General features: G+C 52.3%; 24 protein-coding genes, 3 tRNA genes and 1 pseudogene. 16 read left to right on the top strand and 12 right to left on the bottom strand.

From position 1 onward, the window contains the following. Positions 1 to 89 precede the first annotated feature (89 nt). Positions 90 to 1,334 (top strand): N-acetylmuramoyl-L-alanine amidase AmiC, encoded by a 1,245-nt coding sequence (gene amiC, locus LOZ86_RS17040; RefSeq protein WP_039483843.1) that lies wholly within the window; start codon positions 90 to 92, stop codon positions 1,332 to 1,334. A gap of 172 nt (positions 1,335 to 1,506) precedes the next feature. On the opposite strand, the gene LOZ86_RS17035 is transcribed toward amiC, so the two are convergent. The 3 genes from LOZ86_RS17035 to LOZ86_RS17025 form a co-directional block, all read right to left on the bottom strand. Then, positions 1,507 to 1,583, bottom strand: a tRNA-Met gene (locus tag LOZ86_RS17035). Positions 1,584 to 1,655: 72 nt separating this feature from the next. Then, positions 1,656 to 1,732 (bottom strand) — tRNA-Met (locus tag LOZ86_RS17030). 72 nt (positions 1,733 to 1,804) lie between these two features. Next, positions 1,805 to 1,881 (bottom strand) — tRNA-Met (locus LOZ86_RS17025). Between the two features lie 272 nt (positions 1,882 to 2,153). Between LOZ86_RS17025 and mltA the strand changes: the two genes are divergently transcribed. The 3 genes and pseudogenes from mltA (at position 2,154) to tcdA (ending at position 4,544) form a co-directional block, all read left to right on the top strand. After that, on the top strand, positions 2,154 to 3,290 hold the full coding sequence (mltA, locus tag LOZ86_RS17020) for a murein transglycosylase A (RefSeq protein ID WP_039512986.1): 1,137 nt from the start codon (positions 2,154 to 2,156) through the stop codon (positions 3,288 to 3,290). 18 nt (positions 3,291 to 3,308) lie between these two features. Continuing rightward, positions 3,309 to 3,644, top strand: a pseudogene (locus LOZ86_RS17015) (Asp-tRNA(Asn)/Glu-tRNA(Gln) amidotransferase GatCAB subunit C); the annotation flags it as partial. A gap of 87 nt (positions 3,645 to 3,731) precedes the next feature. Further along, a complete protein-coding gene (tcdA, locus tag LOZ86_RS17010) occupies positions 3,732 to 4,544 on the top strand; it encodes a tRNA cyclic N6-threonylcarbamoyladenosine(37) synthase TcdA (RefSeq protein WP_039483846.1) in 813 nt (270 codons plus the stop codon). 51 nt (positions 4,545 to 4,595) lie between these two features. Here tcdA and csdE read toward each other — a convergent pair whose 3' ends face one another. Then, entirely contained in the window at positions 4,596 to 5,051 is a 456-nt protein-coding gene (csdE, locus tag LOZ86_RS17005) for a cysteine desulfurase sulfur acceptor subunit CsdE (RefSeq protein ID WP_039483849.1), read from the bottom strand. A gap of 3 nt (positions 5,052 to 5,054) precedes the next feature. Continuing rightward, entirely contained in the window at positions 5,055 to 6,260 is a 1,206-nt protein-coding gene (gene csdA, locus LOZ86_RS17000; protein WP_230242486.1) for a cysteine desulfurase CsdA, read from the bottom strand. 183 nt (positions 6,261 to 6,443) lie between these two features. On the opposite strand from csdA, the gene LOZ86_RS16995 reads away from it, so the two are divergent. From LOZ86_RS16995 to rlmM, 4 genes are all read left to right on the top strand, one after another. Beyond that, complete coding sequence (locus LOZ86_RS16995) at positions 6,444 to 6,665, top strand: YgdI/YgdR family lipoprotein (protein ID WP_005975888.1); 222 nt, start codon at positions 6,444 to 6,446, stop codon at positions 6,663 to 6,665. A 537-nt stretch (positions 6,666 to 7,202) separates the two neighbouring features. Continuing rightward, complete coding sequence (locus LOZ86_RS16990; RefSeq protein ID WP_039483852.1) at positions 7,203 to 8,126, top strand: transcriptional regulator GcvA; 924 nt, start codon at positions 7,203 to 7,205, stop codon at positions 8,124 to 8,126. 110 nt (positions 8,127 to 8,236) lie between these two features. Continuing rightward, positions 8,237 to 8,632, top strand: coding sequence for a DUF423 domain-containing protein (locus LOZ86_RS16985; RefSeq protein WP_010296354.1), 396 nt, complete (start codon positions 8,237 to 8,239; stop codon positions 8,630 to 8,632). Further along, entirely contained in the window at positions 8,625 to 9,725 is a 1,101-nt protein-coding gene (rlmM, locus tag LOZ86_RS16980; RefSeq protein ID WP_039483854.1) for a 23S rRNA (cytidine(2498)-2'-O)-methyltransferase RlmM, read from the top strand. The genes LOZ86_RS16985 and rlmM overlap by 8 nt, the downstream gene beginning before the upstream one ends. Positions 9,726 to 9,778: 53 nt before the next feature. Here rlmM and xni read toward each other — a convergent pair whose 3' ends face one another. The 3 genes from xni to queF form a co-directional block, all read right to left on the bottom strand. Continuing rightward, positions 9,779 to 10,561 carry a flap endonuclease Xni gene (xni, locus tag LOZ86_RS16975; protein WP_039483856.1) on the bottom strand — a complete coding sequence of 261 codons (783 nt, stop codon included), beginning with the start codon at positions 10,559 to 10,561 and terminating at the stop codon, positions 9,779 to 9,781. Positions 10,562 to 10,633: 72 nt separating this feature from the next. Continuing rightward, positions 10,634 to 11,998 carry a nucleotide 5'-monophosphate nucleosidase PpnN gene (ppnN, locus tag LOZ86_RS16970; protein WP_010284789.1) on the bottom strand — a complete coding sequence of 455 codons (1,365 nt, stop codon included), beginning with the start codon at positions 11,996 to 11,998 and terminating at the stop codon, positions 10,634 to 10,636. Between the two features lie 317 nt (positions 11,999 to 12,315). Further along, positions 12,316 to 13,164 (bottom strand): NADPH-dependent 7-cyano-7-deazaguanine reductase QueF, encoded by an 849-nt coding sequence (gene queF / locus LOZ86_RS16965; protein ID WP_039483858.1) that lies wholly within the window; start codon positions 13,162 to 13,164, stop codon positions 12,316 to 12,318. 70 nt (positions 13,165 to 13,234) lie between these two features. Between queF and syd the strand changes: the two genes are divergently transcribed. The 4 genes from syd (at position 13,235) to LOZ86_RS16945 (ending at position 16,244) form a co-directional block, all read left to right on the top strand. Beyond that, positions 13,235 to 13,783 carry a SecY-interacting protein gene (syd, locus tag LOZ86_RS16960; protein WP_039483860.1) on the top strand — a complete coding sequence of 183 codons (549 nt, stop codon included), beginning with the start codon at positions 13,235 to 13,237 and terminating at the stop codon, positions 13,781 to 13,783. A gap of 821 nt (positions 13,784 to 14,604) precedes the next feature. Then, the gene (locus LOZ86_RS16955) at positions 14,605 to 14,955 is read left to right on the top strand and encodes a YqcC family protein (RefSeq protein ID WP_039483862.1); all 351 of its coding nucleotides are present in this window, start codon (positions 14,605 to 14,607) and stop codon (positions 14,953 to 14,955) included. After that, positions 14,948 to 15,733 (top strand): tRNA pseudouridine(65) synthase TruC, encoded by a 786-nt coding sequence (gene truC / locus LOZ86_RS16950; protein WP_039483948.1) that lies wholly within the window; start codon positions 14,948 to 14,950, stop codon positions 15,731 to 15,733. Before LOZ86_RS16955 ends, truC begins: the two co-directional genes overlap by 8 nt. Before the next feature lie 55 nt (positions 15,734 to 15,788). Further along, entirely contained in the window at positions 15,789 to 16,244 is a 456-nt protein-coding gene (locus LOZ86_RS16945; RefSeq protein ID WP_039472270.1) for a flavodoxin, read from the top strand. A gap of 73 nt (positions 16,245 to 16,317) precedes the next feature. Here the strand turns inward: LOZ86_RS16945 and LOZ86_RS16940 are convergent, their stop codons facing one another. From LOZ86_RS16940 to map, 4 genes are all read right to left on the bottom strand, one after another. Then, positions 16,318 to 16,707: a DUF3461 family protein gene (locus tag LOZ86_RS16940; protein WP_010284811.1), complete on the bottom strand. Its 390-nt coding sequence runs from the start codon at positions 16,705 to 16,707 to the stop codon at positions 16,318 to 16,320. An 84-nt stretch (positions 16,708 to 16,791) separates the two neighbouring features. Continuing rightward, positions 16,792 to 17,619, bottom strand: a complete 828-nt coding sequence (gene dapD / locus LOZ86_RS16935) for a 2,3,4,5-tetrahydropyridine-2,6-dicarboxylate N-succinyltransferase (protein ID WP_010284812.1) — start codon at positions 17,617 to 17,619, stop codon at positions 16,792 to 16,794. Positions 17,620 to 17,647: 28 nt separating this feature from the next. Next, positions 17,648 to 20,362: a bifunctional uridylyltransferase/uridylyl-removing protein GlnD gene (gene glnD / locus LOZ86_RS16930; RefSeq protein WP_039483951.1), complete on the bottom strand. Its 2,715-nt coding sequence runs from the start codon at positions 20,360 to 20,362 to the stop codon at positions 17,648 to 17,650. A 42-nt stretch (positions 20,363 to 20,404) separates the two neighbouring features. Continuing rightward, a complete protein-coding gene (gene map, locus LOZ86_RS16925; protein WP_014914446.1) occupies positions 20,405 to 21,199 on the bottom strand; it encodes a type I methionyl aminopeptidase in 795 nt (264 codons plus the stop codon). Between the two features lie 344 nt (positions 21,200 to 21,543). On the opposite strand from map, the gene rpsB reads away from it, so the two are divergent. The 4 genes from rpsB to frr all read left to right on the top strand — a co-directional run bounded on the left by rpsB (position 21,544) and on the right by frr (position 24,954). Continuing rightward, positions 21,544 to 22,269: a 30S ribosomal protein S2 gene (gene rpsB, locus LOZ86_RS16920; protein ID WP_039483864.1), complete on the top strand. Its 726-nt coding sequence runs from the start codon at positions 21,544 to 21,546 to the stop codon at positions 22,267 to 22,269. A 134-nt stretch (positions 22,270 to 22,403) separates the two neighbouring features. Next, entirely contained in the window at positions 22,404 to 23,255 is an 852-nt protein-coding gene (gene tsf / locus LOZ86_RS16915; RefSeq protein ID WP_010296401.1) for a translation elongation factor Ts, read from the top strand. A gap of 155 nt (positions 23,256 to 23,410) precedes the next feature. Further along, positions 23,411 to 24,136 (top strand): UMP kinase, encoded by a 726-nt coding sequence (gene pyrH / locus LOZ86_RS16910; protein WP_005975910.1) that lies wholly within the window; start codon positions 23,411 to 23,413, stop codon positions 24,134 to 24,136. Between the two features lie 260 nt (positions 24,137 to 24,396). Beyond that, positions 24,397 to 24,954, top strand: a complete 558-nt coding sequence (gene frr / locus LOZ86_RS16905) for a ribosome recycling factor (protein WP_039483866.1) — start codon at positions 24,397 to 24,399, stop codon at positions 24,952 to 24,954. Positions 24,955 to 25,153: the final 199 nt, after the last annotated feature.

Raw genomic sequence — 25,153 nt, 5'->3', positions numbered from 1 at the left:
TTTTACCTTTATTCATTTTTTAATGGCCTATCCCGCGCATTCGCAACACAACAATGCAGGATAGCGCACAGCAATCAGATCGGAGTGGCATGTCTCATTCGAATCATCATCTGACTCGACGGCGTCTATTACAAAGCGCAGCAGCAACCTGGCTGTTAAGCGTAAGTGGGGTAGGAATAGCGGCGACAACGCAGGTCGTTGCCGTGCGCGTCTGGCCGTCCTCCGCCTATACCCGCGTCACGCTGGAATCCAATCACCCGCTGAAATATAAACAGTTTAGTCTGAGTAATCCTGAACGCATCGTGGTGGATATCGAAAATGTTCATCTGAACAGCGTACTGAAGGAGGTAGCCAGCCAGTTTACGTCGGATAACGACCCGCTGATTAAAGAAGCGCGCATCGGCCAGTTTGATAAAACCACGGTACGCTTGGTGTTGGAGCTCAAGCAGCAGGCGACGACCAAAGTCTTTACGCTAGGGCCAGTGGCTGAATTCAAGCATCGATTGGTGCTGGATTTGTATCCTGCGGCAGGTCGTTACGACAACGAAGAAGATCCGCTGCTGGCACTGCTGGAGGATTATAACAAAGGCGATCTGGAACGTACGCTGCCGGCAGAAGCGCCGAAAGCCGGGAAAGCCGGGCGGGATCGTCCGCTGATTATCATGCTCGACCCCGGCCACGGCGGTGAAGATCCCGGCGCGATTGGCAAGAATAAAACGCGCGAGAAAGACATCGTGCTGCAAATCGCTCGCCGCCTGCGCAAGCTGATCGATAATGAATCCAACATGAAAGCGTATATGACGCGTAATGAAGATGTGTTCATTCCGCTGCGCGTGCGGGTGGCGAAAGCGCGCAAGCAGCGTGCCGATCTGTTCATTTCGATTCATGCGGATGCGTTTACCAATCGATCGGCAAGAGGATCGTCGGTTTTTGCCCTGTCAAAGAAAGGCGCAACCAGTACCGCCGCCAGATTTCTGGCAGAGACCCAGAACGAATCGGATTTGATCGGTGGCGTGAGCATGAGCGGCGATCGCTATTTGGATCACACCATGTTCGATCTGGTGCAGACCGTGACGATTGGCGACAGCCTGACGTTTGGTAAAGAGATCCTGACCCGACTGGGCAGGGTGAATCGTCTGCATAAAAACAGCGTCGATCAGGCCGGGTTTGCAGTACTGAAAGCGCCGGATATTCCGTCTGTTCTGGTTGAGACGGCATTTATCAGTAATCTGGAAGAAGAGCGCAAGCTACGCACCAGCCATTTCCAGCAGCAAATTGCGGAATCCATTTTTGCAGGAATTAAAGCCTACTTTGCCAGTCAGGCTGAGCGGTAGTTGATGTTGCCGATGTAACTCGTACGATGACCGCGCCTAACTGGCGCGGTTCAGAAGGAAGATGTCTGGGGCAGTAGAAACAGATAATGCGTAGAAAACAAAAAAGCACCCGTTAAGGTGCTTTATCGTTGCGTTCTTAATCGAACAGAACTTGATGAAAGACAGTATTAATTGGTTGCGGGGGCCGGATTCGAACCGACGACCTTCGGGTTATGAGCCCGACGAGCTACCAGGCTGCTCCACCCCGCGTCCGTACTAGCTTATTGATTACTGACTCTTTTTTACTGCTTCCACTTTTCTTGATGGACGACTCACATCAATTGGTTGCGGGGGCCGGATTCGAACCGACGACCTTCGGGTTATGAGCCCGACGAGCTACCAGGCTGCTCCACCCCGCGTCCGTACTGACTTTTTTACTACTGACTATCTTTTACTGCCTTCACTTCTCTTGATGGACGACTCACATCAATTGGTTGCGGGGGCCGGATTTGAACCGACGACCTTCGGGTTATGAGCCCGACGAGCTACCAGGCTGCTCCACCCCGCGTCCGTGGATGCGCACTATACTCTCGATGAACATTGATGCAACCTATTTCTGTAAAAAAAGCAGCATTAGGTCTTCAGGTGATTGATTTACCACCGGATGGGTTGTTTTGTGAACGTAATGGGCGTGATTAAAGGAAATGTAGATTTTTGCTATGCGGCGTACCGAACCGCACACCCTTGCTCTGCGGATTTATACGCTCCCCCATTCCTTTCTCTATAGCTGTTTGTTATCGTTCGACGGTAAATTTTTTGATGTAAAAAGCGAGCGAAAAGATGAAGGGACGGTGGGGAAAGTACGTGCTGACCGCAGTGGTCATTGCCATTCTGGCGGGGTGCCAATCCAGGCCAACCGATCGCGGGCAGCAATATAAAGATGGTCACCTCAACCAGCCTCTAGAATTGGTGAATGAACCTAGTGCCAAAGGAAAACCGGTCAACGCGCGGGATTTCATGACTCAGGTTTCTGAAATCCGGTCGGCGTCACCTAATCTGTATTCGCGCAATAATACGACCTTTCAGGCGATTGAAAGCTGGATGATGTCAGGCGCGGACACCCGCGAGCTGAGCAAGTTTGGTCTGAACGCCTGGCAGATGGAAGGCGTTGATAACTTTGGTAACGTGCAGTTCACGGGTTACTACACGCCAGTGTTGCAGGCGCGCCATACCCGTCAGGGTGAATTCCGCCATCCTTTATATGCTATGCCGTCGAAGGGCAGAAAGAATAGTCGCCTGCCGGATCGTGCCGGCATTTATTCAGGCGCGCTGGATGAGCGACTGGTTCTCGCCTGGACCAATTCGCTGGTCGATAACTTCATGATGGAAGTACAGGGCAGTGCTTATATTGATTTTGGCGATGGACGCCCGCTGACGTTCTTCGGTTATGCGGGCAAAAACGGCCACGCCTATCGCAGTATTGGCAAGGTGCTGATCGACCGTGGTGAAGTTGCACGTGAAGACATGTCGATGCAGGCCATCCGCAAGTGGGCGGAGCAGCATACCGAGTATGAAGTGCGTGAGCTGTTTGAGCAGAATCCTTCCTTTGTATTCTTTAAGCCAATGATGTCTGCGCCCGTCAAAGGGGCAAGCGCCGTGCCGCTGGTGGCAAAAGCCTCCGTCGCTTCTGACCGTTCGCTGATTCCGGCAGGTACGGCTCTGCTAATGGAAGTGCCGCTGTTGGATAACGTAGGTAAATTCACTGGCAAGTATGAAATGCGTCTGATGATTGCGCTGGATGTTGGCGGAGCGATTAAAGGCCAGCACTTCGATATGTATCAGGGCATTGGGCCGGATGCCGGTCACTCGGCGGGTTTCTATAACCACTATGGCCGGGTCTGGGTCTTGAAGAACGCGCAAAGCAGCCCGATGAACGGTTCAGGATCTTCACTGCTGGTTAATTATCAACAAAATTGATTCTTCTCTGAGGTTGTTATAGCGATTAAACATTATCCACATCTTGCGCACTGGGGCGCGTTTACCGCTGTGGTTGAAGACGGCAAGCTGATTCTCTGCGAGCTGTTTGCCGACGATCCGGCACCATCCGACATGCTCGATTCCATTGTGCTGCTGGTGTATTCCGACCTACGCATCCGTCGGCCTTCGATGCGCCATTCCTAGCTTCAGAAACGCGAAAATAGCGACAGAACGCTGCGTGGCCGGGAAGATTTTGTTGAAGTGGATTGGGATGTCGCTCTCGATCTGGTCGCACAGGAGAACAGCCGTAATCTGTCGCCGTCTCTGCTACGTGAACGCCATGAGCTGTCTGGTGGATGTCGTGCGAGTTTAGCGCTATCCTGAGCCGCTTTTTCTCGCGGTTTTATTTTCCTGTGATTTTGTTTTCGTAAGGTTGGTTGAATGAGTACGCAATTATCCGAAGCCTATTTGCAACGCTTCGGCGGCACCGCGCGGTTATATGGTCAACAGGCGCTGGCGCTGTTTTCTCAGGCTCACGTTTGCGTGATTGGCATTGGTGGCGTCGGCTCCTGGGCGGCTGAGGCGCTGGCGCGTACCGGCATCGGCGCGATCACGCTGATCGATATGGATGATGTGTGTGTCAGTAATACCAATCGGCAGATCCACGCGCTGCGTCAGCATACTGGGCAGTCGAAGACGGAAGTGATGGCTGAACGTATTCTGGCAATTAACCCGGAGTGTCACGTCACCTGCGTGGATGATTTCATCAGCGCGGAAAACGTGGCCGAGCTGCTCGACCAGAATTTCAGCTATGTGATTGACGCCATCGACAGCGTGCGCCCGAAGGCGGCACTACTCTCCTACTGCCGCCGCTATAAGATCCCTGTGGTGACAACCGGCGGTGCGGGTGGGCAGATCGATCCGACCCGCATTGAGGTGGTCGATCTGGCGAAAACGATTCAGGATCCGCTGGCTGCCAAGCTGCGTGAGCGGTTAAAGCACGATTTTAACGTGGTGAAGAACAGCAAAGGGAAGCTAGGCATCGACTGCGTGTTTTCCAGCGAACCGCTGGTTTATCCGCAGCCTGACGGCTCCGTCTGTGCGTCGCGCAGTACGGCTGATGGGGTGATGCGTATGGATTGTGCATCAGGCTTTGGTGCTGCGACGATGGTCACCGCAACCTTTGGGTTCGTTGCGGTCTCTCATGCGTTGAAGAAGATGATGGCGAAAAGAGAAAGAGCGTCTGCGACGTGACAGAGTGTTTGTGACATACCAGCCTGCGGCGCAGAAATAGCGCGAACTCCGCTATTTGCCCGCCGCCTCTTGTTCGGCAATCTCCTTGATTCTGGCGGCCAGCGCCGCCAGCCCGCTTGAACGCGAAGCGCTGAGCTGCGCACGAAGCCCCAGCTTATCGAACAGCGCCAGCGGATCGTGCTGTAATAGCGTTTCTGGCGTTTTTCCCTCAACGGTGGTTAACAATACCGCCAGTAATCCCCGCACAATGCGCCCGTCGCTGTCGCCGTAAAAATGCAGCGTGCCGTCTTCCTGACGTTGATAGCCTAGCCAGACGCGATTTTCACAGCCGGATAATGAAATTTCCTCGACTTTCAGCACATCGGGCAGTGTTGGCAATGCCTTTGCCAGCAAAATGAGCTGCCGATAGCGATCTTCCCATGCGCGGCAGGCATCGAAGCGCGCCAGCAGGTCGGCGATGGTGGTGTGGTGGCCAAAAGGATGCGTGGTGTCAGTTGTCTGGGTCATGGTTTAGTCGATCAGTAATTCAAGGGCGTTGCCCATCGCGGCGATCAGCGCAGCAACATCTTGTTGGTTGTTATACGGGGCAAACGAGGCGCGTAGCGTGCCACTGACGCCGAGCTCGTCCATCAGCGGCTGCGCACAGTGATGCCCGGCGCGCAGTGCGATGCCACTTTCGGCTAACAGTGTAACCAAATCGCTGTGGTGGACATCGGCAATATCAAAGGACAATACGCTGGAATGCGGGCTACGGAAGCTGCGAAAGCCAGGAAACTGCGCTAGTTGCGTTTCGGCAAGCTGTGCCAACTGCTGGCTATGCTGCTCTGCGGCGTGCCAATCCAGCGTGGTCAGCCAGTCTAGTGCCGCAGACAGGCCCAGCACACCGGCAATGTGCGGCGTTCCCGCCTCAAAACGCTGTGGAATCGCCTGCGGTTTAAAGCCGTCAAAGGAAACCTGCGTCATCATCTTTCCGCCGCCTTGCCACGGCATCATGCTTTCCAGCAAGGCAGTTTTGCCGTACAGCACGCCGATCCCGGTTGGGGCATACAGCTTATGCCCGGAAAATGCGTAGAAATCGATATCCAGCGCCTGTACATCGGGCGGGCAGTGAACGATGCCCTGCGCGCCGTCAACCATGACGACCGCGCCATAACTCTGGGCCAGCGCAATCGCACGCGCCAGATCGGGCTGGCCGCCTGTCACGTTTGACATCTGCCCTAGCGCTAACAGGCGGGTTTTTGACGTGATCAGCGTGGCTAACTGTTCGATATCCGGCAAGAAGTCTGCGCCTATCGGTAACTTCACGATATTCGCGCCCGTTTGCTGCGCCACCATCAGCCACGGAATGAGGTTAGCGTGATGTTCCGCTTCGCTCACGACGATCTCGTCGCCCGGTTGAAGGCGAGGACGGGCATAGCTTTGCGCGACCAGATTGATCGCTTCCGTTGTGCCTCTGGTCCAGACAATGGAACGCGGATCGTCTGCATGAAGTAACGTGGCAACTTGCTCACGAGCGCATTCAAAACGCTGGGTTAACGCCTGCGCGCCGCGATGCTGGCTGCGATGCACCGTACCACTCTCGCTGCCATAGAACGCCTGCACAGCATTAATGACGGGCTGCGGCTTCAGTGCGGTCGCGGCGCTATCAAGATAGACAGTCGAATGCTGGAGAGCGGGGAACTGTTGGCGAAAGGTGGCGGGGTTAAACGGTGTCATGAGCATCCTCTTTTGGAGGGCAGATCCTGTCCCATTTTGTCGAGAGAGACAAGTTTAGGACTATGCCTAATGCGATTTTATGGAAAAAAAAGCAACTATTGCTACGCTTTAAAGTGTTAATTTTCAGGATTTCCTGATGCATAAGGTTAACTAGAAAACATTTAAATTTATTGAGGGTTAACTATGAAGAATAAAATTTCTATTTTTGCCGCTATCGTGATGGCGTTTTCTCTGGCAGCCTGTTCCAGTAATTACGTCATGCATACCAATGACGGTCGTACCATCGTCGCAGAGGGGAAACCGAAGGTTGATGATGAGACGGGTATGATCAGCTATACCGATGCTTACGGTCAGCAGCAGCAAATTAACCGTGATAATGTGAAAGAAATGGCGAAAGGGAAATAGTACCGTTTGCCCATCATCACACATTGCCTGTTAAGCCGTGCCAGATACTAGATAAGCCTGTCATGGCATTCAGGTGTGAAACGTAAGCAAAAAAAAGCACCGCAATTTGCGGTGCTACACAAAAAATCACTTTGGACAGACAGGGTAAATGTACAGGAAGTGAATAGGGTAGACTCGCTACCACATCTGCAAAAGGCAGACAAACAAATAGCAAACACAACATCACAACCACAAGCCAAAAGCACCTCAGGTCACCCCTCCGCACTTTTCGTTCCGGCCCAGGAAGTTGCGCTAATATAGGTATTTGCTGGTACATCCTCAACGGACAAATTATAATGTCTCGGATTACAAAAACTAATAGTTGTACCCGTCATCTTTTCGTTGTGGAGAGGTTGGTCGCTGTCGATGGCTTTGAACGCGCAGACAGCGGATCGGCTGGGGCGATTTCCGCTTGTCGCCTTTCTGCACCTTAAGCGTTATTGGGTACGAATGTGCCTGATAAATCGCTGACTTAGCGTAAACCAAAAGATTTCATTCATGTCAAAACGTCTCCCTCCGCTCAACGCATTGCGCGTTTTTGATGCGGCGGCTCGCCATTTAAGTTTTACCAAAGCGGCAGAAGAGCTGTTTGTTACGCAGGCTGCCGTCAGCCACCAGATTAAGTCACTGGAAGATTTCCTGGGGCTTAAATTATTCCGCCGCCGTAATCGCTCCCTGCTACTGACGGAAGAAGGGCAAAGTTACTATCTTGATATCAAAGAGATCTTCTCCTCTTTGAATGATGCAACCCGTAAGCTGCAATCCCGAAGCGCCAAAGGCGCGTTAACGGTTAGCCTGCTACCTAGCTTTGCTATCCATTGGCTGGTGCCGCGCCTTTCGAGCTTTAACTCCGACTATCCAGGGATTGATGTGCGTATTCAGGCGGTCGATCGCGACGAAGATCGTCTGGCGGATGATGTCGATGTTGCGATTTTCTACGGTCGGGGAAACTGGCCCGGGTTGCGGGTTGAAAAGCTGTACGCCGAATATCTGTTGCCGGTTTGCTCGCCAGTGTTGCTGACGGGGAATCACCCGTTAAAAACGCCGGACGATCTGGTCGCCCATACGCTGTTGCACGATGCATCACGTCGTGACTGGTTGTCCTATACGCGCCAGCTTGGCGTGCAGATTAACGTGCAGCAAGGGCCGATTTTCAGCCACAGCGCGATGGTGTTGCAGGCGGCGATTCACGGACAGGGCGTAGCACTGGCAAATAATGTGATGGCGCAGACGGAAATCGAAGCTGGGCGACTGGTGTGTCCGTTTAACGATGTGCTGGTCAGCCGGAATGCTTTTTATCTGGTATGTCATGACAGCCAGGCAGAACTGGGTAAAATAGCCGCCTTTCGCCATTGGATTCTGGCGCGGGCAGCCAGCGAACAGGAAAAATTTCGCTTTCGCTATGACAGCGTAACTCGCTGAAATCGTGTCGCTGGCTGTCGAAGATTGATGACAGGTCTATTTGCAGAATGAAAACGGTGGTCTTTGTCAGCAACCTCGTTTATAGGCAACAACGATTATAGGTAAATACGATGAATAGTCGTTTCATGCTGGTGTTTGCTGCTATCAGCGGCTTCACTTTTGTCGCGCTAGGCGCGTTTGGCTCTCACGTTCTCAGCAAAACGCTGGGCGCAACGGAGCTGGGCTGGCTACATACCGGCCTTGAATATCAGGCATTTCACACGCTGGCGATTCTGGCGCTGGCGGTTGCGATGCAACAGCGAACCAATCTGTGGTTTTACTGGAGCAGCGTTTTTCTGGCGTTGGGAACGGTACTCTTCAGCGGAAGTTTGTACTGTCTGGCGCTTTCTCACCTGAAACTGTGGGTTTATGTGACGCCGATTGGCGGAGCCTGTTTTCTGGTGGGGTGGATATTAATATTGATTGGCGCACTGCGTCTGAAGAGAAAGGCTAAACGCCATGAATAAAGTCATTTTGTATTGCCGCCCTGGGTTTGAGAAAGAGTGTGCGGCGGAAATAACGGAAAAAGCCACGGAGCATAATGCCTTTGGCTTTGCGCGGGTAAAAGAGAACAGTGGCTACGTTGTGTTTGAATGCTATCAGCATGAAGATGCCGAACGTCTGGTCAAAACGCTGCCGTTTCATGAGCTGATTTTTGCTCGCCAGATGTTCTTGAGCGGTGAACTGCTGCGCGACCTGTCGCCGGAAGACCGCATCACGCCAATCGTTGGTATGCTGACGGGAGCCATTGAGCGCGCGGGAGATCTGCGCGTCGAAGTCCCTGACACCAACGAAAGTAAAGAGCTGATGAAGTTCTGCCGCAAATTCACCGTGCCGCTGCGCGCTGCATTACGCGAGCATAAAATTCTGCTGGGTTATGAAAAAGCGGATCGTCCGGTGCTGCATGTGTTGTTCATTGCGCCTGGCTGCTGCTATGCCGGTTACTCTTATAGCAATAACAATTCACCGTTTTATATGGGTATTCCACGCCTCAAGTTCCCTTCCGATGCACCAAGCCGTTCGACGCTTAAGCTGGAAGAAGCGTTTCACGTCTTTATTCCTGCCGACGAGTGGGATGAGCGTCTGGGTAGCGGCATGTACGCGGTGGATTTAGGTGCCTGCCCCGGCGGCTGGACTTACCAACTGGTTAAACGCAGCATGATGGTTTATGCCGTAGACAACGGGCCAATGGCACCGAGCCTAATGGACTCTGGACAGGTGATGCACCATCAGGCGGATGGTTTCCGCTTCGAAGTACCGCGTAATAACGTGTATTGGCTGGTGTGCGATATGGTGGAGAAGCCCGCGAAAGTCACCAGCCTGATGAGTGATTGGCTAATCAAGGGCTGGTGTCGTGAAGCGATATTCAACCTGAAATTGCCGATGAAGAAGCGCTATGAAGAAGTGTCGCAGAATCTGGCCGTGCTGCGTGAGCGCCTAAGCGAAAATGGCGTTAATGCTGAGGTGCATGCCAAGCATTTGTATCATGACCGTGAAGAAATCACGGTGCATGTTCGTCGTTTCTGGAGCGAGGTGCCTGGCCGCCGCGACGAGCGATAGTCTCGAGCGGATGCGTATCTGGGGTCACTCAGGTACGCATCCGTATTCATCCGCTAGTGAGAATGCGGCTGAGCGCTATTCTGCACCGGTAATCTTAACTGCTGTAGATTGCCATTAAGCGTTAAATCGGTACGCAGCGTCGCAACCTGACGGCTGATCAGCGCCATTTCTTTATGCAGTTCCAGCTTCTTACGCCACTTCTCTGGTACGGCATCCAACTGCTGATACAACGCCTCCAGACTCCCTGCCTGTTGCAAAAGCTGTACGGCACTTTTAGAGCCGATTCCTGCGACGCCCGGAATCTTACTGCTGCTAATGCCTGCCAGCCCCCAGTAGTCCGTAAGCTGTTGCGGCGACACACCAAATTCCTGTTCGATAAACGGCAGATCCAGCCAGCGTTTCTGAAAGTAATCCCTGATCTGAATGTGTGGAGCTAATAGCTGGCAATACCCTTTGTCAGTCGACACGATCGTTGCCTGATGACCTGCGGATGACAGCTTGGCGGCCAGCGTAGCCGCCAGATCGTCGGCTTCATTGCCGGGACTATGCCAGCTTGCTACGCCAACGGTGGCAAACGCCGCTTTAATCTGCGGGAGTTCCTGCTGCAGATTATCCGGCATTGGTGTGCGCCCTGTCTTGTAGTCCGGCAAGAGTTGGTGACGCCAACTGGTATCGCGATCTTCATCATCAAAGACGGCGACCGCGTGCGTAGGCTGGCTGTGCTGTATGAGCTGATGCAGCGCATGTTGGCATGCCGTGATACAGGGTGAACCTTGTACCGCATGAATACGACGTATCAGATTGAGCGCGTCGACAATCAGCAAATGGACGGGCATCGCGTAATTCCTGATGTGATAAGAGGGGGGAAGCTGGGCTTCCCCACATAGGTACGAGCGATCGGCGAACCGTTATGAGCAGATTTCGTAGCAGGGAATATAGGCGCTGCCGGGCAGCTTCATGCGCTGCTGGGCGACAAAGCCCTGTAGCAGCGTATCCATGCTTTTCATCATCTGCGGGTCGCCGTGAATTTTGTACGGCCCACGTTGTTCAATCGCCTGAATACCGACTTCCTTCACGTTGCCAGCCACAATGCCGGAGAATGCCCGACGCAGCGCAGCAGCCAGCTCTTCAGCCGGCTGATTCGGGTGCAGATTGAGGTCGGCCATATTTTCATGTGTCGGCTCAAACGGCAGTTGCAGATCGGGTGCGATGCGCAGTGACCAGTTAAAGCTGTAGGCATCGCCCGTGTGGCGGCGGCTTTCTTTCACCTGCGGCATCGCTTTCTTCATCTGACGGGCGACTTCCGCGGCGTCATTAATGATGATCGAATAGTAACGACGCGCCTGACGGCCCAGTGTGCTAACGATGAATTCGTCCAGCACGCGGAAATAGTCTGCACTTTCCTCCGGCCCTGTCAGGATAATCGGCAGCACCTGCTCACTGTTTTCTGGGTTCATCATGATGCCGAGCAGATAGAGGAACTCTTCCGCTGTTCCGACCCCGCCGGGGAAAATAATGATGCCGTGTCCGATACGGACAAACGCTTCCAGACGCTTTTCGATATCCGGCATGATGATCAGTTCATTGACCAGTGGATTCGGTGGTTCAGCGGCAATGATGGACGGTTCAGTCATGCCGATGAAGCGTCCTTCTTTATAACGCTGCTGCGCGTGACCGACGGCGGCACCTTTCATCGGGGCTTCCATCGCGCCCGGACCGCAGCCCGTGCAGATATTCAGTTCACGCAGGCCGAGTTGACTGCCTACCTTGCGGCCATACTGGTATTCGATTTCATTAATCGAATGGCCGCCCCAACATACCACCATGTTCGGTTCTTCTCCGACGTGGAGCGCTCTGGCATTACGCAGGATAGAGAACACCAGATTGGTAATATGGGCGGAATTTTCCAGATTCAGGTTCTGATAGCGGCCTGCGCTGGCGATTTGGCCGTTGACGAACAGAATGTCGCGCAATACGGCGAACAGGTTAGCCTGCAAGGCTCGAATGATGTTGCCATCAACGAAAGCGTCTTCCGGTGGGTTCACCAGTTCCAGTTTGACGCCGCGCTCGCGGCGCAGCACGTTGATATCAAAATCTTCATAACGAGACAGCAACTCTTTGCTGTTATCTGTCTGGCTACCGGAATTCAGTACGGCGAGGGAACAGTTGCGAAACAAACGGTAGAGATCGCTGCTGGCTGTGCTTTTCAGCATGTCCACTTCCAACTGCGATAACAAATCCATCGATCCCAATGGGCTGATATGTGTAATCAATTTTGCTCCTTGAAACGCAATATAATTCGCGATGCCATGCTGGCTGCCGAGAGCACGTTCCGTTGTTACACGCTCGACGTTTCAGCAGCACGGCACGAATGTCATTCATTTAAGACACCACGCGGAACGCGCATGCGTTAAATACCGCGAACCTAAATGAAACCTACTTGAGCACCGTTCAGACGTTATGGATCTTCTGTTGTCTGGCCACCACCTTAACGCGCTGCCATCATTTTTTCCAATGTTGGCAGAAGTCTGCTGCCTAACTTGCGTGACGCTACGCATATTACCGTGCAAGCCTGCGACTTATCGGTCGGTTACTGGCGCGGCAGGCGGCCATTTGGCGCGTTAAACGGGGTGTTGCTGCGCCACGGGTTGATGTCCAGCCCGCCGCGTCGGGTATAGCGGGCATACACGCTAAGTTTTTCCGGCTGGTAGTAGCGCATGATGTCGTTAAAAATTCGTTCCACACACTGTTCGTGAAATTCGTTATGATGACGAAACGAGACAATATAGCGCAGCAGCGCTTCACGGTTGATTCGCTTGCCGCGGTAATGAATCTGTACCGAGCCCCAGTCGGGCTGATGGGTGATCAAACAGTTGGATTTCAGCAGGTGGCTGACCAGCGTTTCTTCAACGACTGGCGCGTCCTGTTCGTTGGTCGCCAGATAGTCGGCGTTGAAGTCGTAGCTGTCGATCTGAATGTCTTGGTCGTCAATGCAATCGCCTGTGAATCCCGCTAGCGGCTGGCCTTCAAGCTCGCTGAGTTTGAAAAGCGTGATGCTGACATCCCCCTGTGCACAATGCGCCAGATCCTTGGCTAACGTGGCGCGTACGCTCTCCCAACTGTCGAATGCCGTCTGATTAAAGCTGTTCAGATACAGCTTAAAACTTTTTGATTCAATCAGATTCAGGCTTTCCGCATTGAGATGCATTTCACCCACGGCCACCTGAGGCACGCCGCGATTGTTTAGCCAGGAAAGCTCATAGAGCGTCCAGATATCCGCGCCATGAAAAGGCAGGCTATCAGGATAAATGCCGAGTGGATCGCGGTTCAGGCTACGTGGCACGGGTTGCAGAAGTGCGGCATCATAGTGGTCGTGGTAAGGAGTGGGTTTGCCCAGTGTCAGCCCGCTCAGGGCCTGATGCTTGTCATAGACGGACATGCTGTTACCTTGATGTGATAAGCGTGATGGCGAATAGTGTAACCTGACTAAAAGAGTGATGAGAAAAATTATGGAACATGAGGTTATTTCAGCACTGGCGGCGTTTACCCAGCGCTATGTTGCCTGTTGGCAGCAGGAAAAGGGGCATTTGCCTGCCAGTGAAGCCCTTTACGGCATACCTTCCCCGTGTATTGTCGAAAATCATGACGATACGGTTTACTGGTCGCCACAGCCTTTTGTGCCTTCAGCCGCATTGGATGGTGTGGAACGTGCTTTGGAAATCAGCCTGCATCCTGACGTTCATGCTTTTTACACCGCGCAGTATGCCGGGGATATGGCGGCACAGTTTGATTCGCTATCGTGCCAGCTGTTGCAGGTGTGGAGTGAAGAGGATTTCACCCGAATGCAGGAGAATCTGATTGGTCATTTATTAACGCAAAAACGCCTTAAGCTCACGCCAACGCTGTTTTTAGCGACGACCGATTCGGAGCTGACAATGGTGTCGCTGTGTAATGTTTCCGGGGAAATCATCCTGGAAGAATTCGGCACCAAAAAACGTCAGACCTTAGCGCCAACGCTGGCGATGTTTCTTTCTGGCCTTAATCCGTTAGCGATCTAATGGTTAATCGAATTTCACTTTCTGCTTTGTGAGAGATCTCTTACATTCTCTGTAAGAAATGTCTTATCTTTAATGTTGAAAATATGTTTCATTTTAATTTTTTCATTATTAATTAGTTAATTATAACAAAAATCCGCAGTGTCACTTGAGGGGTGTTGAGAAACACTGTCAATTACCCCTTGCTGAAAGCTGACAATTAATACATCTTATTACTTAAGTTAGTAACCGGTTACAGTGTGTGTAACAGTTACTATAGGTAACAAAATAACGTTACTGCACTCGGGTTGTTTTCAGGAAGAAACATTGTTTCAGGAAGAGGCATTGTTTTAGGAAGAAACACTGTTTTAAGGACAAACACTGTTTTAGGAAGAAACAGTAGCTTCAGGAAGAAGCGTTGTTTTCAGGAAGAAGAACGGTTTTCAGGAAGAAACATGGTTTCAGGATGAAATCAGGGACACCTCCAGGAAGGAGACCGAGAGCCGATTAGGAATATCGGTGGGGCAGGAGCCTAAAGGGATTGAATCACGGAAGATACAGGATGGACACGTCAGGACGAAAGTGGGACGCCAGCAAGGATTGTGGGTTAGGACGACCAAAAAGGAAAAGTTTTCACGGATGAGCAGGGATGCAAATGTGTAGCGGGATAGCTATAAAACGAACCGGGGGTACTGAGCAATCAGTACCCCCAATTTTTTGCCTGTGACGATTGGATTCAGGGGTTATCATCGATAGCGTATAGCCAAAATGCGACGATTGGGTCAGGCTGATATCAGTGCTATGCTTTGCCGCCATTACTGTTGGCGTCAAGGGCGAGAAACCGCATGAGTAGAGAGAACCAGGTTCGTCAGTCATTATTCGATATTGAGCGCGCGTTGAGGGAAAGCCCTTTCTGGCAGGTCGTCCCGCCGGAAGAGGAGGCGTTTAACAGCACGGAGCCCTTCAGCCTCGATACCATGAAACCCGAAGAGTGGTTGCAGTGGGTCTTTTTGCCGCGCATGCATGCCTTATTGGACAGCGAGCTCGCACTGCCCGCAGAGCTGGTATTGCTGCCTTATTTTGAAGAAGCGCTGGAAGGGGCGCCAGAAGAGACGGCGGCGGTTCTGTTGCGTATCGGGCAGCTTGATGAGCTGTTCCGCCCGGATACACAGGATGGCGCAGCGCACGATGCTTGAGATTATTTATCAGGATGAGCATCTGGTTGCCGTCAATAAACCCAGCGGCTGGTTAGTCCATCGTAGCTGGCTGGATCGCAAAGAAAAAGTCGTGGTGATGCAGACCGTGCGCGATCAGATCGGCCAGCACGTGTATACCGTTCATCGTCTCGATAGGCCAACATCCGGTGTGTTGCTGCTCGCGCTGTCCAGCGATGTCGCGCGGGCGTTATCCCAGCAGTTTGAATCACACCAGATGCAGAAAATGTATCATGCCGTTGTACGCGGCTATGTACTGGATGACGGTGTGATCGATTATGCGCTCACTGAAGAGCTGGACAAGATCGCCGACAAATTTACCAATCCTGATAAGGCACCGCAGCCTGCTGTCACGCATTACCGTTCTTTGGCGCAGGTCGAGATGCCGGTTGCCATCGGCCGTTACCCAACGGCACGCTACAGTCTGATGGAACTGAAGCCACAGACCGGACGCAAGCACCAACTCCGCCGCCATATGTCACATATCCACCATCCGATTATCGGCGATACCGCGCACGGCGACTTGCGACACAATCGCGGTATGGAATCGCACTTCTCCTGCGGCAGGCTCATGCTGCATGCCAGCGAGTTGCAGCTGAATCATCCGGTGAGCGGACAACCATTGAGGTTGCAGGCGCGTTGGGATGCACCGTGGCAGGGCGTGATGACACAGTTTGGCTGGCAGGGGATTCTCCCTGAGTTTGAAGGGGTTGAGTTTCCTGCCGACTCAGGTCAGGATAGCGAGCATTCCGTCGGGTAATATCTGGCGTATTACTTTTAATTAAATATATTGAATTAAAAAGGGAGTCAGAAGCATGGCGCAGATTGGTATTTTTGTTGGTACGGTCTACGGGAATGCATTGCTGGTGGCCGAAGAAGCCGAAAATATTCTCAAGGACCGTGGCCACGAGGTTAAGGTTTTTGAAGATGCGACGCTGGAATCCTGGCTGGACTACCGCGAACATACGGTTTTAGTTGTCACGTCGACGACGGGACAAGGCCAGTTACCTGATTCTATTGTTCCGCTTTATGCCGCACTGCGTGAAAAAGGCGGTTACCAGCCCGCGCTGCGCTATGGCGTGATTGCGCTGGGTGACAGCAGTTACCCGAATTTCTGTGCGGGTGGCCATCTTTTCGATGCGTTATTGCAGGAAATCGGGGCTAAGCGCCTGGGCGACGTGTTGGACGTTGATGCCGTCGAACATCCTGAGCCAGAAGTGATTTCATGCCCGTGGGTTGAAGCATGGGCTGATTTGGTTGACGCGCAGTGATGCTGTGCTGAAATGAGAAACGGGAGCCTGTCGTGCTCCCGTTTTCGTTTGCGGCTTGTTGAGATAATCGCGCTTAGCGATTCTTGGTCAGTTTCTCTAAATCCGCTTCGATTTCGGTAATTTTGTTGGAAACCACGCTTTCCAGATGACGCAGATCGTCAAGGATTTTGCGCTTCAGATCGACTTCAACCTGTTCCTGCTGGCAGATCTTGTCTAATTCATCAATCACATAGCGCAGATTTGGGCTGATCTCGTTGATCTCTTTATAGCCTTGTCCGCTGTTGTCGGCCACGATGGTTTTGCGCTGACGTGGATATTTGAACTTCACGCTTTTAGCGAAAAACTCGCCTTTATCTTTACGAAAATAGATCTTCAGGATGTCGTTGTTCGCTTCCTGACGCAGGCTATAGCGATCGATATCATCGGGATTGGTAATGCCCAGGCTTTTTAGATTGTCATACATAGCGCCACCTTCTCGGTTTTTAGATAGTCCTGATTATCGTTTGAGCATAAAAAAACGGCGGGTGATTAACCCGCCGTTTCTAGTTTAGTCGATGGAGCGTAATAACTCATTGATACCCACTTTAGCGCGGGTTTTCGCATCCACTTTCTTCACAATGATTGCACAGTACAGGCTGTGGCTGCCATCTTTGGACGGCAGGTTGCCGGAAACCACAACGGAGCCAGCTGGGACGCGGCCATAGTGAATTTCACCGGTTTCACGATCGTAAATACGGGTGCTTTGGCTGATGAACACGCCCATGGAGATGACGGAACCTTCCTCAACGACAACGCCTTCCACGACTTCAGAACGCGCACCGATGAAGCAGTTATCTTCGATGATGGTTGGGTTAGCCTGTAACGGCTCCAGAACGCCACCGATACCGACGCCGCCGGACAGGTGAACATTTTTACCGATCTGAGCACAAGAACCGACGGTTACCCACGTATCGACCATCGTGCCTTCATCAACGTAAGCGCCGATGTTGACGTAAGACGGCATCAGCACGGTATTACGTGCGATATAAGCACCGCGACGCACGCTGGCTGGCGGTGCAACACGCACGCCTTCACGCTGGAAACGCGCTTCATCATAGTCAGCGAATTTCATTGGTACTTTGTCGAAGAAGCGTGTTTCTCCGCCTTCGATAAGTTGGTTATCGTTAATACGGAAAGAGAGCAGCACGGCTTTCTTCAGCCACTGATGGGTAACCCACTGGCCGTCGATTTTCTCTGCAACGCGCAGGGCGCCGCTATCCAGCAGGTTGATAGCCTGATTGACGGCTTCACGTGTGACGGTGTCGGTGTTTGCCGGAGTGATTTCAGCGCGGCGCTCGAAAGCCGTCTCAATGATGTTCTGTAATTGTTGGTGCATCCTGATTTCTCTTTCCTGATTGTAAAAATTAACTCAATGGTACTTTATCGTTTGGGTTAAGGGCTTCTGTCAACCGTTCTTGCAATTTAAGGCGTAAATCCGGCTTTAATGCCCGTCTGTCGCTGTCGGCCAGAATGAAAAGATCCTCTACCCGCTCGCCGATCGTGGAAATGCGTGCGCCGTGCAGCGACAGGTTGAGATCGGCAAAAATCTCACCGATCCGTGCCAGCAGCCCCGGTTGGTCAAGCGCGCTGAGCTCCATGTAGCTGCGTCTGTCCGTGTGCGTCGGCAGGAAGTTGACTTCCGTTGGTACGCTGAAGTGCCGCAGCTTGGGTGACGGTCGGCGTACGCGCGGGTGTTGGTAATGTCGGTGCGTCAGCGACTGCTCCAGCGCCTGGCGTATCATTTCATGCCGATCCTGCGCCAGCGGGCTGCCGTCCGGTTCCAGCACGATGAACGTATCCATCGCCATGCCGTCGCGGCTGGTAAAAATCTGCGCATCGTGCACGCTGAGGTTGCGCCGATCCAGTTCACCTGCGACCGCCGCGAAAAGATAAGGCCTGTCTGGGCTCCAGATAAAAATCTCTGTACCGCCACGGCTGGCTTGATGGCTGATCAGCACCAGCGGTTTGTTGACATCATGCTCCAGCAAGTGGCGCGCGTGCCAGGCAAGCTGGTTTGGCGAGTGGCGCAGGAAATAATCGGCCCGACAGCGGCTCCAGATATGGTGCAACGCCTCTTCGTCAATATTGTCCATACGCAGCAGCGCCAGTGCCTGCAAGCGGTGATGCCGGACGCGTTCGCGTAAATCTGGGGTATTTTGCATGCCGCGGCGCAGCTGTTTTTCCGTCGCGAAATAGAGTTCACGCAATAGGCTCTGTTTCCAGCTGTTCCACAGCGTTTCATTGGTGGCACAGATATCCGCAACTGTCAGGCTGACCAGATAGCGTAAGCGGGTTTCGCTCTGCACTTCGGTGGCAAATTGCTGAATGACGGTGGGATCCTGAATGTCGCGACGCTGTGCGGTGACCGACATCAGCAGGTGGCAGCGCACCAGCCAGGAAACCAACTGAGCTTCACGCGAATTCAGCCCGTGCAGTGCCGCAAACTCCAGCACATCCTGCGCGCCCAGCTCAGAGTGATCGCCCCCACGGCCTTTCGCGATATCGTGGAACAGCGCGGCCAGCAGCAATAATTCAGGCTGAGGCAGGCGAGGGTAGAGCTCTACACATAGCGGATGCTGGGGTCGCGTATTCTCGTCGGCGAAGCTTTCCAGCTTGAGCAGAACGCGGATCGTGTGCTCATCCACCGTATAAGCGTGAAATAGATCGAACTGCATCTGACCGACGATATTTCCCCACAGCGGCATATAGGCCCACAGCACGCTGTGGCGATGCATAGGCAGCAGCGCGCGGCTTACCGCATGCGGATGGCGCAGAATATTCATGAACAGCTGGCGCGCTTCTGGGATGGTGCAAAGCGGGCTGGCGAGATGGCGACGAGCATGGCGCAGTTGGCGCAACGTGGTGGAGTAAATGCCGCTGATGTCGCGGTTGCGCACCATCAGGTAGAACATGCGCATGATGGCTTCCGGTTTTTTGATAAACAGGTTTTCATCGCGCAGGTCCAGCAGATTGCCGCGTAGCTGAAACTCATCGTCAATCGGGCGAGGTTTTTCACTCGCATCCAGCGCCAGAATCGCTTCGTCAAAGAGCTGCAACAGCATCTGGTTCAACTCGCTGACGCGACGCGTCATTCGGTAGAAATCCTTCATCATGCGCTCGACTGGCGTGTTGCCTTCGCCCTGATATTGCAGCAGCTGTGCGACATTCAACTGCCTGTCGAACAGCAGTCGGTTGTCGTAACGCGGTAGGATCAGATGCAGCGCGAAGCGGATGCGCCACAAAAAGCTTTGGCATTCGTTCAGCTCTTTACGCTCAGCCTCGGTTAGAAAGCCGAAACCGACCATTTCATTGAGTGACGTCGCGCCGAAGTGGCGTCTCGCCACCCACAGTAGCGTGTGAATGTCGCGTAGCCCGCCTGGGCTGCTTTTGATGTCGGGTTCCAGATTGTAGCTGGTACTGTGATAGCGCTGATGGCGTTCCTGCTGTTCGGCGATTTTTGCCGGGAAAAACGTGTCTGACGGCCAAAATTCATCACTGAATATGTTTTTTTGCAGCGAGAGAAACAGGGCGACGTCGCCGCATATCATGCGGGATTCGATCAGGTTGGTCGCGACGGAAATATCTGCGCGTCCTTCCTGTAAGCACTCTTCCAGCGTTCTGACGCTATGGCCGACTTCCAGCTTCAAATCCCACAGTAGGGTGATGAATTGGCCGACACGCTGGGAATGCTCTTCACTGAGTGCCGTCTGGCTTAATACCAGCACGTCGATATCGGAAAGCGGGTGCAGTTCACCACGGCCATATCCGCCTACGGCAACCAGCGCAGCTTGCGAGATATTTTCAAAGCCGTAGAAATACCACAGTCGCTGCAACAGGCGATCGATGAACAAGGTTCTGGCATCAATCAGCTTTTCTGCGCTGACGCCGGAACGGAATTCTGAACCGAGCCAAAGCTGAAACAGTTCCAACTGCTGTTTTAACGTCTGACAATTCAGCATGTCATCAGCATAGGTCAGCGGTGAGGCGGGCAACTGTACTGGCGCAATGGGGTCTATAGGGCTGTTTGATGAGGACGCGTTAGGTGGCGTACTGTCTGGCGAAAATCGGTTATCTGTCATAGCGCAGCCCATAAAAAAAGCCGGCATCTGCCGGCTTAGTGTTTACTGTTCATGCGTGATGATGTTGGGGATGGTGTCATCCTTTCGCAACGTCATTATTTCGCAGCCGTTATCGGTTACCACAATAGTATGCTCGTACTGTGCCGACAAGCTGCGATCTTTGGTTTTTACCGTCCAGCCGTCTTTCATCGTACGGATGCGGTAATCACCCGCATTGAGCATAGGCTCGATCGTGAATGCCATACCCGCTTGCAGCACGACGCCACCGTCATCTGCATCGTAGTGCAGAACCTGTGGCTCTTCGTGGAAGCCTTTGCCGATGCCGTGACCACAATACTCACGCACCACAGAGAAGTTATTCCCTTCCGCAAACTGCTGGATCGCTTTGCCGAGCGTGCGCAGGCGAATGCCCGGCTTAACCATTTTCAGCGCCAGATAGAGGCTTTCCTGCGTGATGCGGCAGAGGCGCTCACCCAGAATGGTCGGTTTGCCGACGATAAACATTTTTGACGTATCGCCGTGGAAATCGTCTTTGATTACGGTGACGTCGATGTTGACGATATCGCCGTCTTTCAAAATGCGTTCTTCGCTAGGAATGCCGTGGCACACCACTTCGTTGATGGAGATGCAGACGGATTTCGGGAAGCCGTGGTAGCCCAGACAAGCAGAAATAGCTTGCTGCTTGTTGGTGATGTGATCGTGACAGATTCTGTCTAATTCGGCAGTACTCACGCCCGGTACCACGTGGGGTTCGATGATTTCCAGGACTTCGGCAGCCAGACGGCCAGCTACGCGCATTTTTTCGATGTCTTCAGGAGTTTTAATTGAAATTGCCATTGATGATTGTCCGCAGGTGCCTGTTAAGCACAAAAAATTAAGAGCGATAACTAATAACTTATGTTACCAGCCATGCTGCTGGCTTGCCAAACTATCATTCTGATTAGTGGACGATTGAATAACAAAAGTTGGTGTCGCTGGGGGATTTATGGTATAAAGCGCGCCGATGATCCGGCTGGATATCGGTTATACGATATTCAACGACATCGACTAAACTCACTTTGTGTAAATAACACACACATGTCGGCACGTTCGCCGGGGTGCTCCTGAGGTGTTTCACCGGATGGGGTCGGCGCAATGGGACATGTGGAGGCATACCCCATACTTAATTAATAGAGGTAATCATGGCAACTGTTTCCATGCGCGATATGCTCAAGGCTGGCGTACACTTTGGTCACCAGACCCGTTACTGGAACCCGAAAATGAAGCCATTCATCTTCGGTGCACGTAACAAAGTTCACATCATCAACCTTGAAAAAACTGTACCAATGTTCAACGACGCTTTGGCTGAGCTGGGCAAAATTGCTTCTCGCAAAGGCAAAATTCTGTTCGTTGGTACCAAGCGCGCAGCAAGCGAAGCGGTAAAAGATGCGGCCAACAACTGCGATCAGTTCTACGTGAACCATCGTTGGTTGGGCGGTATGCTGACTAACTGGAAAACCGTTCGTCAGTCCATCAAGCGTTTGAAAGATCTGGAAACCCAATCTCAAGACGGCACGTTCGACAAGCTGACCAAAAAAGAGGCGCTGATGCGCACTCGTGAACTGGACAAGCTGGAAAACAGCCTGGGCGGTATCAAAGATATGGGCGGTCTGCCAGACGCGCTGTTCGTTATCGACGCCGATCACGAGCACATCGCAATCAAAGAAGCTAACAACCTGGGTATTCCGGTATTCTCAGTGGTTGATACCAACTCCGATCCAGATGGCGTTGACTTCATCATCCCTGGTAACGATGACGCAATCCGTGCAGTTAACCTGTACCTGAGCGCTGTTGCTACTGCTGTCCGCGAAGGCCGTTCTCAAGATCTGGCTGTGCAGGCAGAAGAAGGCTTAGTAGAAGCTGAATAATAAGTCTGGCTCGTTGAGCCCTTATTAACCAGGTAGTACTAGTTTGGTTAGGGGCCTTTTTATGGCCCCTTTTTCACTTTTAAAGCTGTTTGGTCGTGACGACCAGGCAGAAAAAATCTTCCGAGGATTTTAGAATGGCTGAAATTACCGCATCCCTGGTAAAAGAGCTGCGTGAGCGTACCGCTGCGGGCATGATGGAATGTAAGAAGGCGCTGGTTGAAGCTAACGGCGACATCGAGCTGGCAATCGAAAACATGCGTAAATCCGGCGCGATTAAAGCGGCGAAAAAAGCAGGTAACGTTGCTGCTGATGGCGTGATCAAGACTAAGATCGACGGTAACTACGCTGTGATCCTGGAAGTTAACTGCCAGACCGACTTCGTTGCTAAAGATGGTGGTTTCCAGGCGTTTGCTGACAAAGTGCTGGATGCTGCGGTTGCAGGCAAAATCACTGACGTTGACGTGCTGAAAGCACAGTTCGAAGAAGAGCGTGTTGCGCTGGTTGCGAAAATTGGTGAGAACATCAACATTCGTCGCGTTTCTGCTCTGGAAGGCGAAGTTCTGGGTAACTACCAACACGGTGCGCGCATCGGTGTTCTGGTTGCTGCTAAAGGCGCTGACGAAGAGCTGGTTAAACACCTGGCTATGCACGTTGCCGCAAGCAAGCCTGAATTCGTTAAGCCAGAAGACGTGTCTGCTGAAGTGGTAGAGAAAGAGTACCAGGTTCAGTTGGAAATCGCGATGCAGTCTGGTAAGCCGAAAGAAATCGCAGAGAAAATGGTTGAAGGCCGTATGAAGAAATTCACCGGCGAAGTTTCTCTGACTGGCCAGCCTTTCGTTATGGATCCAGCTAAGTCTGTTGGTCAACTGCTGAAAGAGCACAACGCTGACGTGACTAACTTCATCCGTTTCGAAGTGGGTGAAGGTATTGAAAAAGTTGAGACTGACTTTGCTGCTGAAGTTGCAGCGATGAGCAAGCAGTCTTAATAGCAAAAAAAAGAGCCGCCAGTTGGCGGTTCCTTTTTATCCAGCCCAAAGAGTTTTAGTACGCTTGGTTTCCTGCATTCAGATAGGGGCTGGGTGGAACAGTTTTGATTTTTACAACCCCCCAATACGACGACAGCCTGTAGGATAAGAACACCATGGCAACCAATGCAAAACCCGTCTATCAACGAATCCTGCTGAAGCTCAGTGGCGAAGCTTTACAGGGAACTGAAGGTTTTGGTATCGATGCGAGCATTCTGGATCGCATGGCTCAGGAAGTGAAAGAACTGGTTGAGTTAGGCATTCAGGTCGGTGTAGTTATCGGCGGTGGTAACCTGTTTCGTGGCGCGGGTCTGGCTAAAGCGGGTATGAACCGCGTTGTGGGCGACCACATGGGAATGCTGGCGACTGTCATGAATGGTCTGGCAATGCGTGATGCGTTGCACCGTGCCTATGTGAACGCTCGTCTGATGTCTGCCATTCCCCTGAATGGCGTCTGTGACAATTACAGCTGGGCAGAAGCGATTAGCCTGCTGCGTAATAACCGCGTAGTGATTTTCTCCGCTGGAACAGGCAACCCTTTCTTCACCACGGATTCAGCGGCTTGCCTGCGCGGCATTGAGATTGAAGCGGATGTCGTCTTGAAAGCGACAAAAGTCGATGGCGTCTATTCTGCCGATCCGGTACAAGATCCTTCAGCGACGATGTACGAAACGCTAACCTATCAAGACGTGTTAGAACGTGAGCTGAAAGTGATGGATCTTGCCGCGTTTACGCTGGCACGCGACCATAATTTACCGATCCGTGTTTTCAACATGAACAAACCTGGCGCACTGCGTCGCGTTGTCATGGGTGAAAAAGAAGGGACGTTGATTAGTCAGTAATAACGTCTCACGCCAATTATGGGGTACTATACCCGTTATACTTCAAGCTGCATGTGCGTTGGCTTCCCTTACTCACCCCAGTCACTTACTTGAGTAAGCTCCTGGGGATTCATGCGGTTGCCGCCTTCACGCAACTCGAATTATTTAGGGTATAGATTCCTTGGCGTTATGCCATACGCCAGCCGCGCGCTGGCTTAATTATTCACCGGGTCATGTACTGACATGGCCTGCCAGGCAACCAGTTTTCAAGGGTTCACAACGTGACTAATGAAATCAGAAAAGATGCTGAAACGCGCATGGACAAATGTGTTGAAGCGTTTAAAAACCAGATCAACAGAATCCGTACTGGCCGTGCATCGCCTAGTATTCTCGATGGTATTCATATTGATTACTATGGCAGCGCGACACCACTGCGTCAGATTGCTAACGTTGTCGTAGAAGATTCCCGCACGCTGGCGATTTCGGTCTTCGATCGTTCGCTTGGCCCAGCGGTTGAGAAAGCGATCATGGCCTCCGATCTCGGCCTGAACCCGTCTTCTGCTGGCACCGTAATCCGTGTTCCACTGCCACCGCTGACGGAAGAACGCCGTAAAGATCTGATCAAAGTGGTTCGTGGCGAAGCAGAGCAGGGCCGTATTTCTGTACGTAACGTGCGTCGTGACGCGAACGACAAACTAAAAGCGCTGCTGAAAGATAAAGCGATCAGTGAAGACGAAGAACGTCGCGCTCAGGACGACGTGCAGAAACTGACTGACAACTTCATTAAGAAAGTGGACGTTGCACTGGCAGAAAAAGAAGCGGAGCTGATGGAGTTCTAATCAGCACGTTGGATATTGCGTCGTAGGAAATCTGTGGGATGCCCCCTAATTTCCTGCGGCGCTTTATTTTTTATACAATGATCATGTAAGGAATGGGTGAAGGCTAGCCCCTCTGGGTAGTAAACAATTTTTTGCTGTGTATATGCCTGCGGTTATCGTGACTGTGATCGATAGCAGAGATATATCATGGTAATCGCCT

The sequence above is a fragment of the Pectobacterium parvum genome (assembly GCF_020971565.1).
Taxonomy (GTDB): Bacteria; Pseudomonadota; Gammaproteobacteria; order Enterobacterales; family Enterobacteriaceae; genus Pectobacterium; species Pectobacterium polare.
This window is presented reverse-complemented; position numbering and strand designations above follow the sequence as displayed.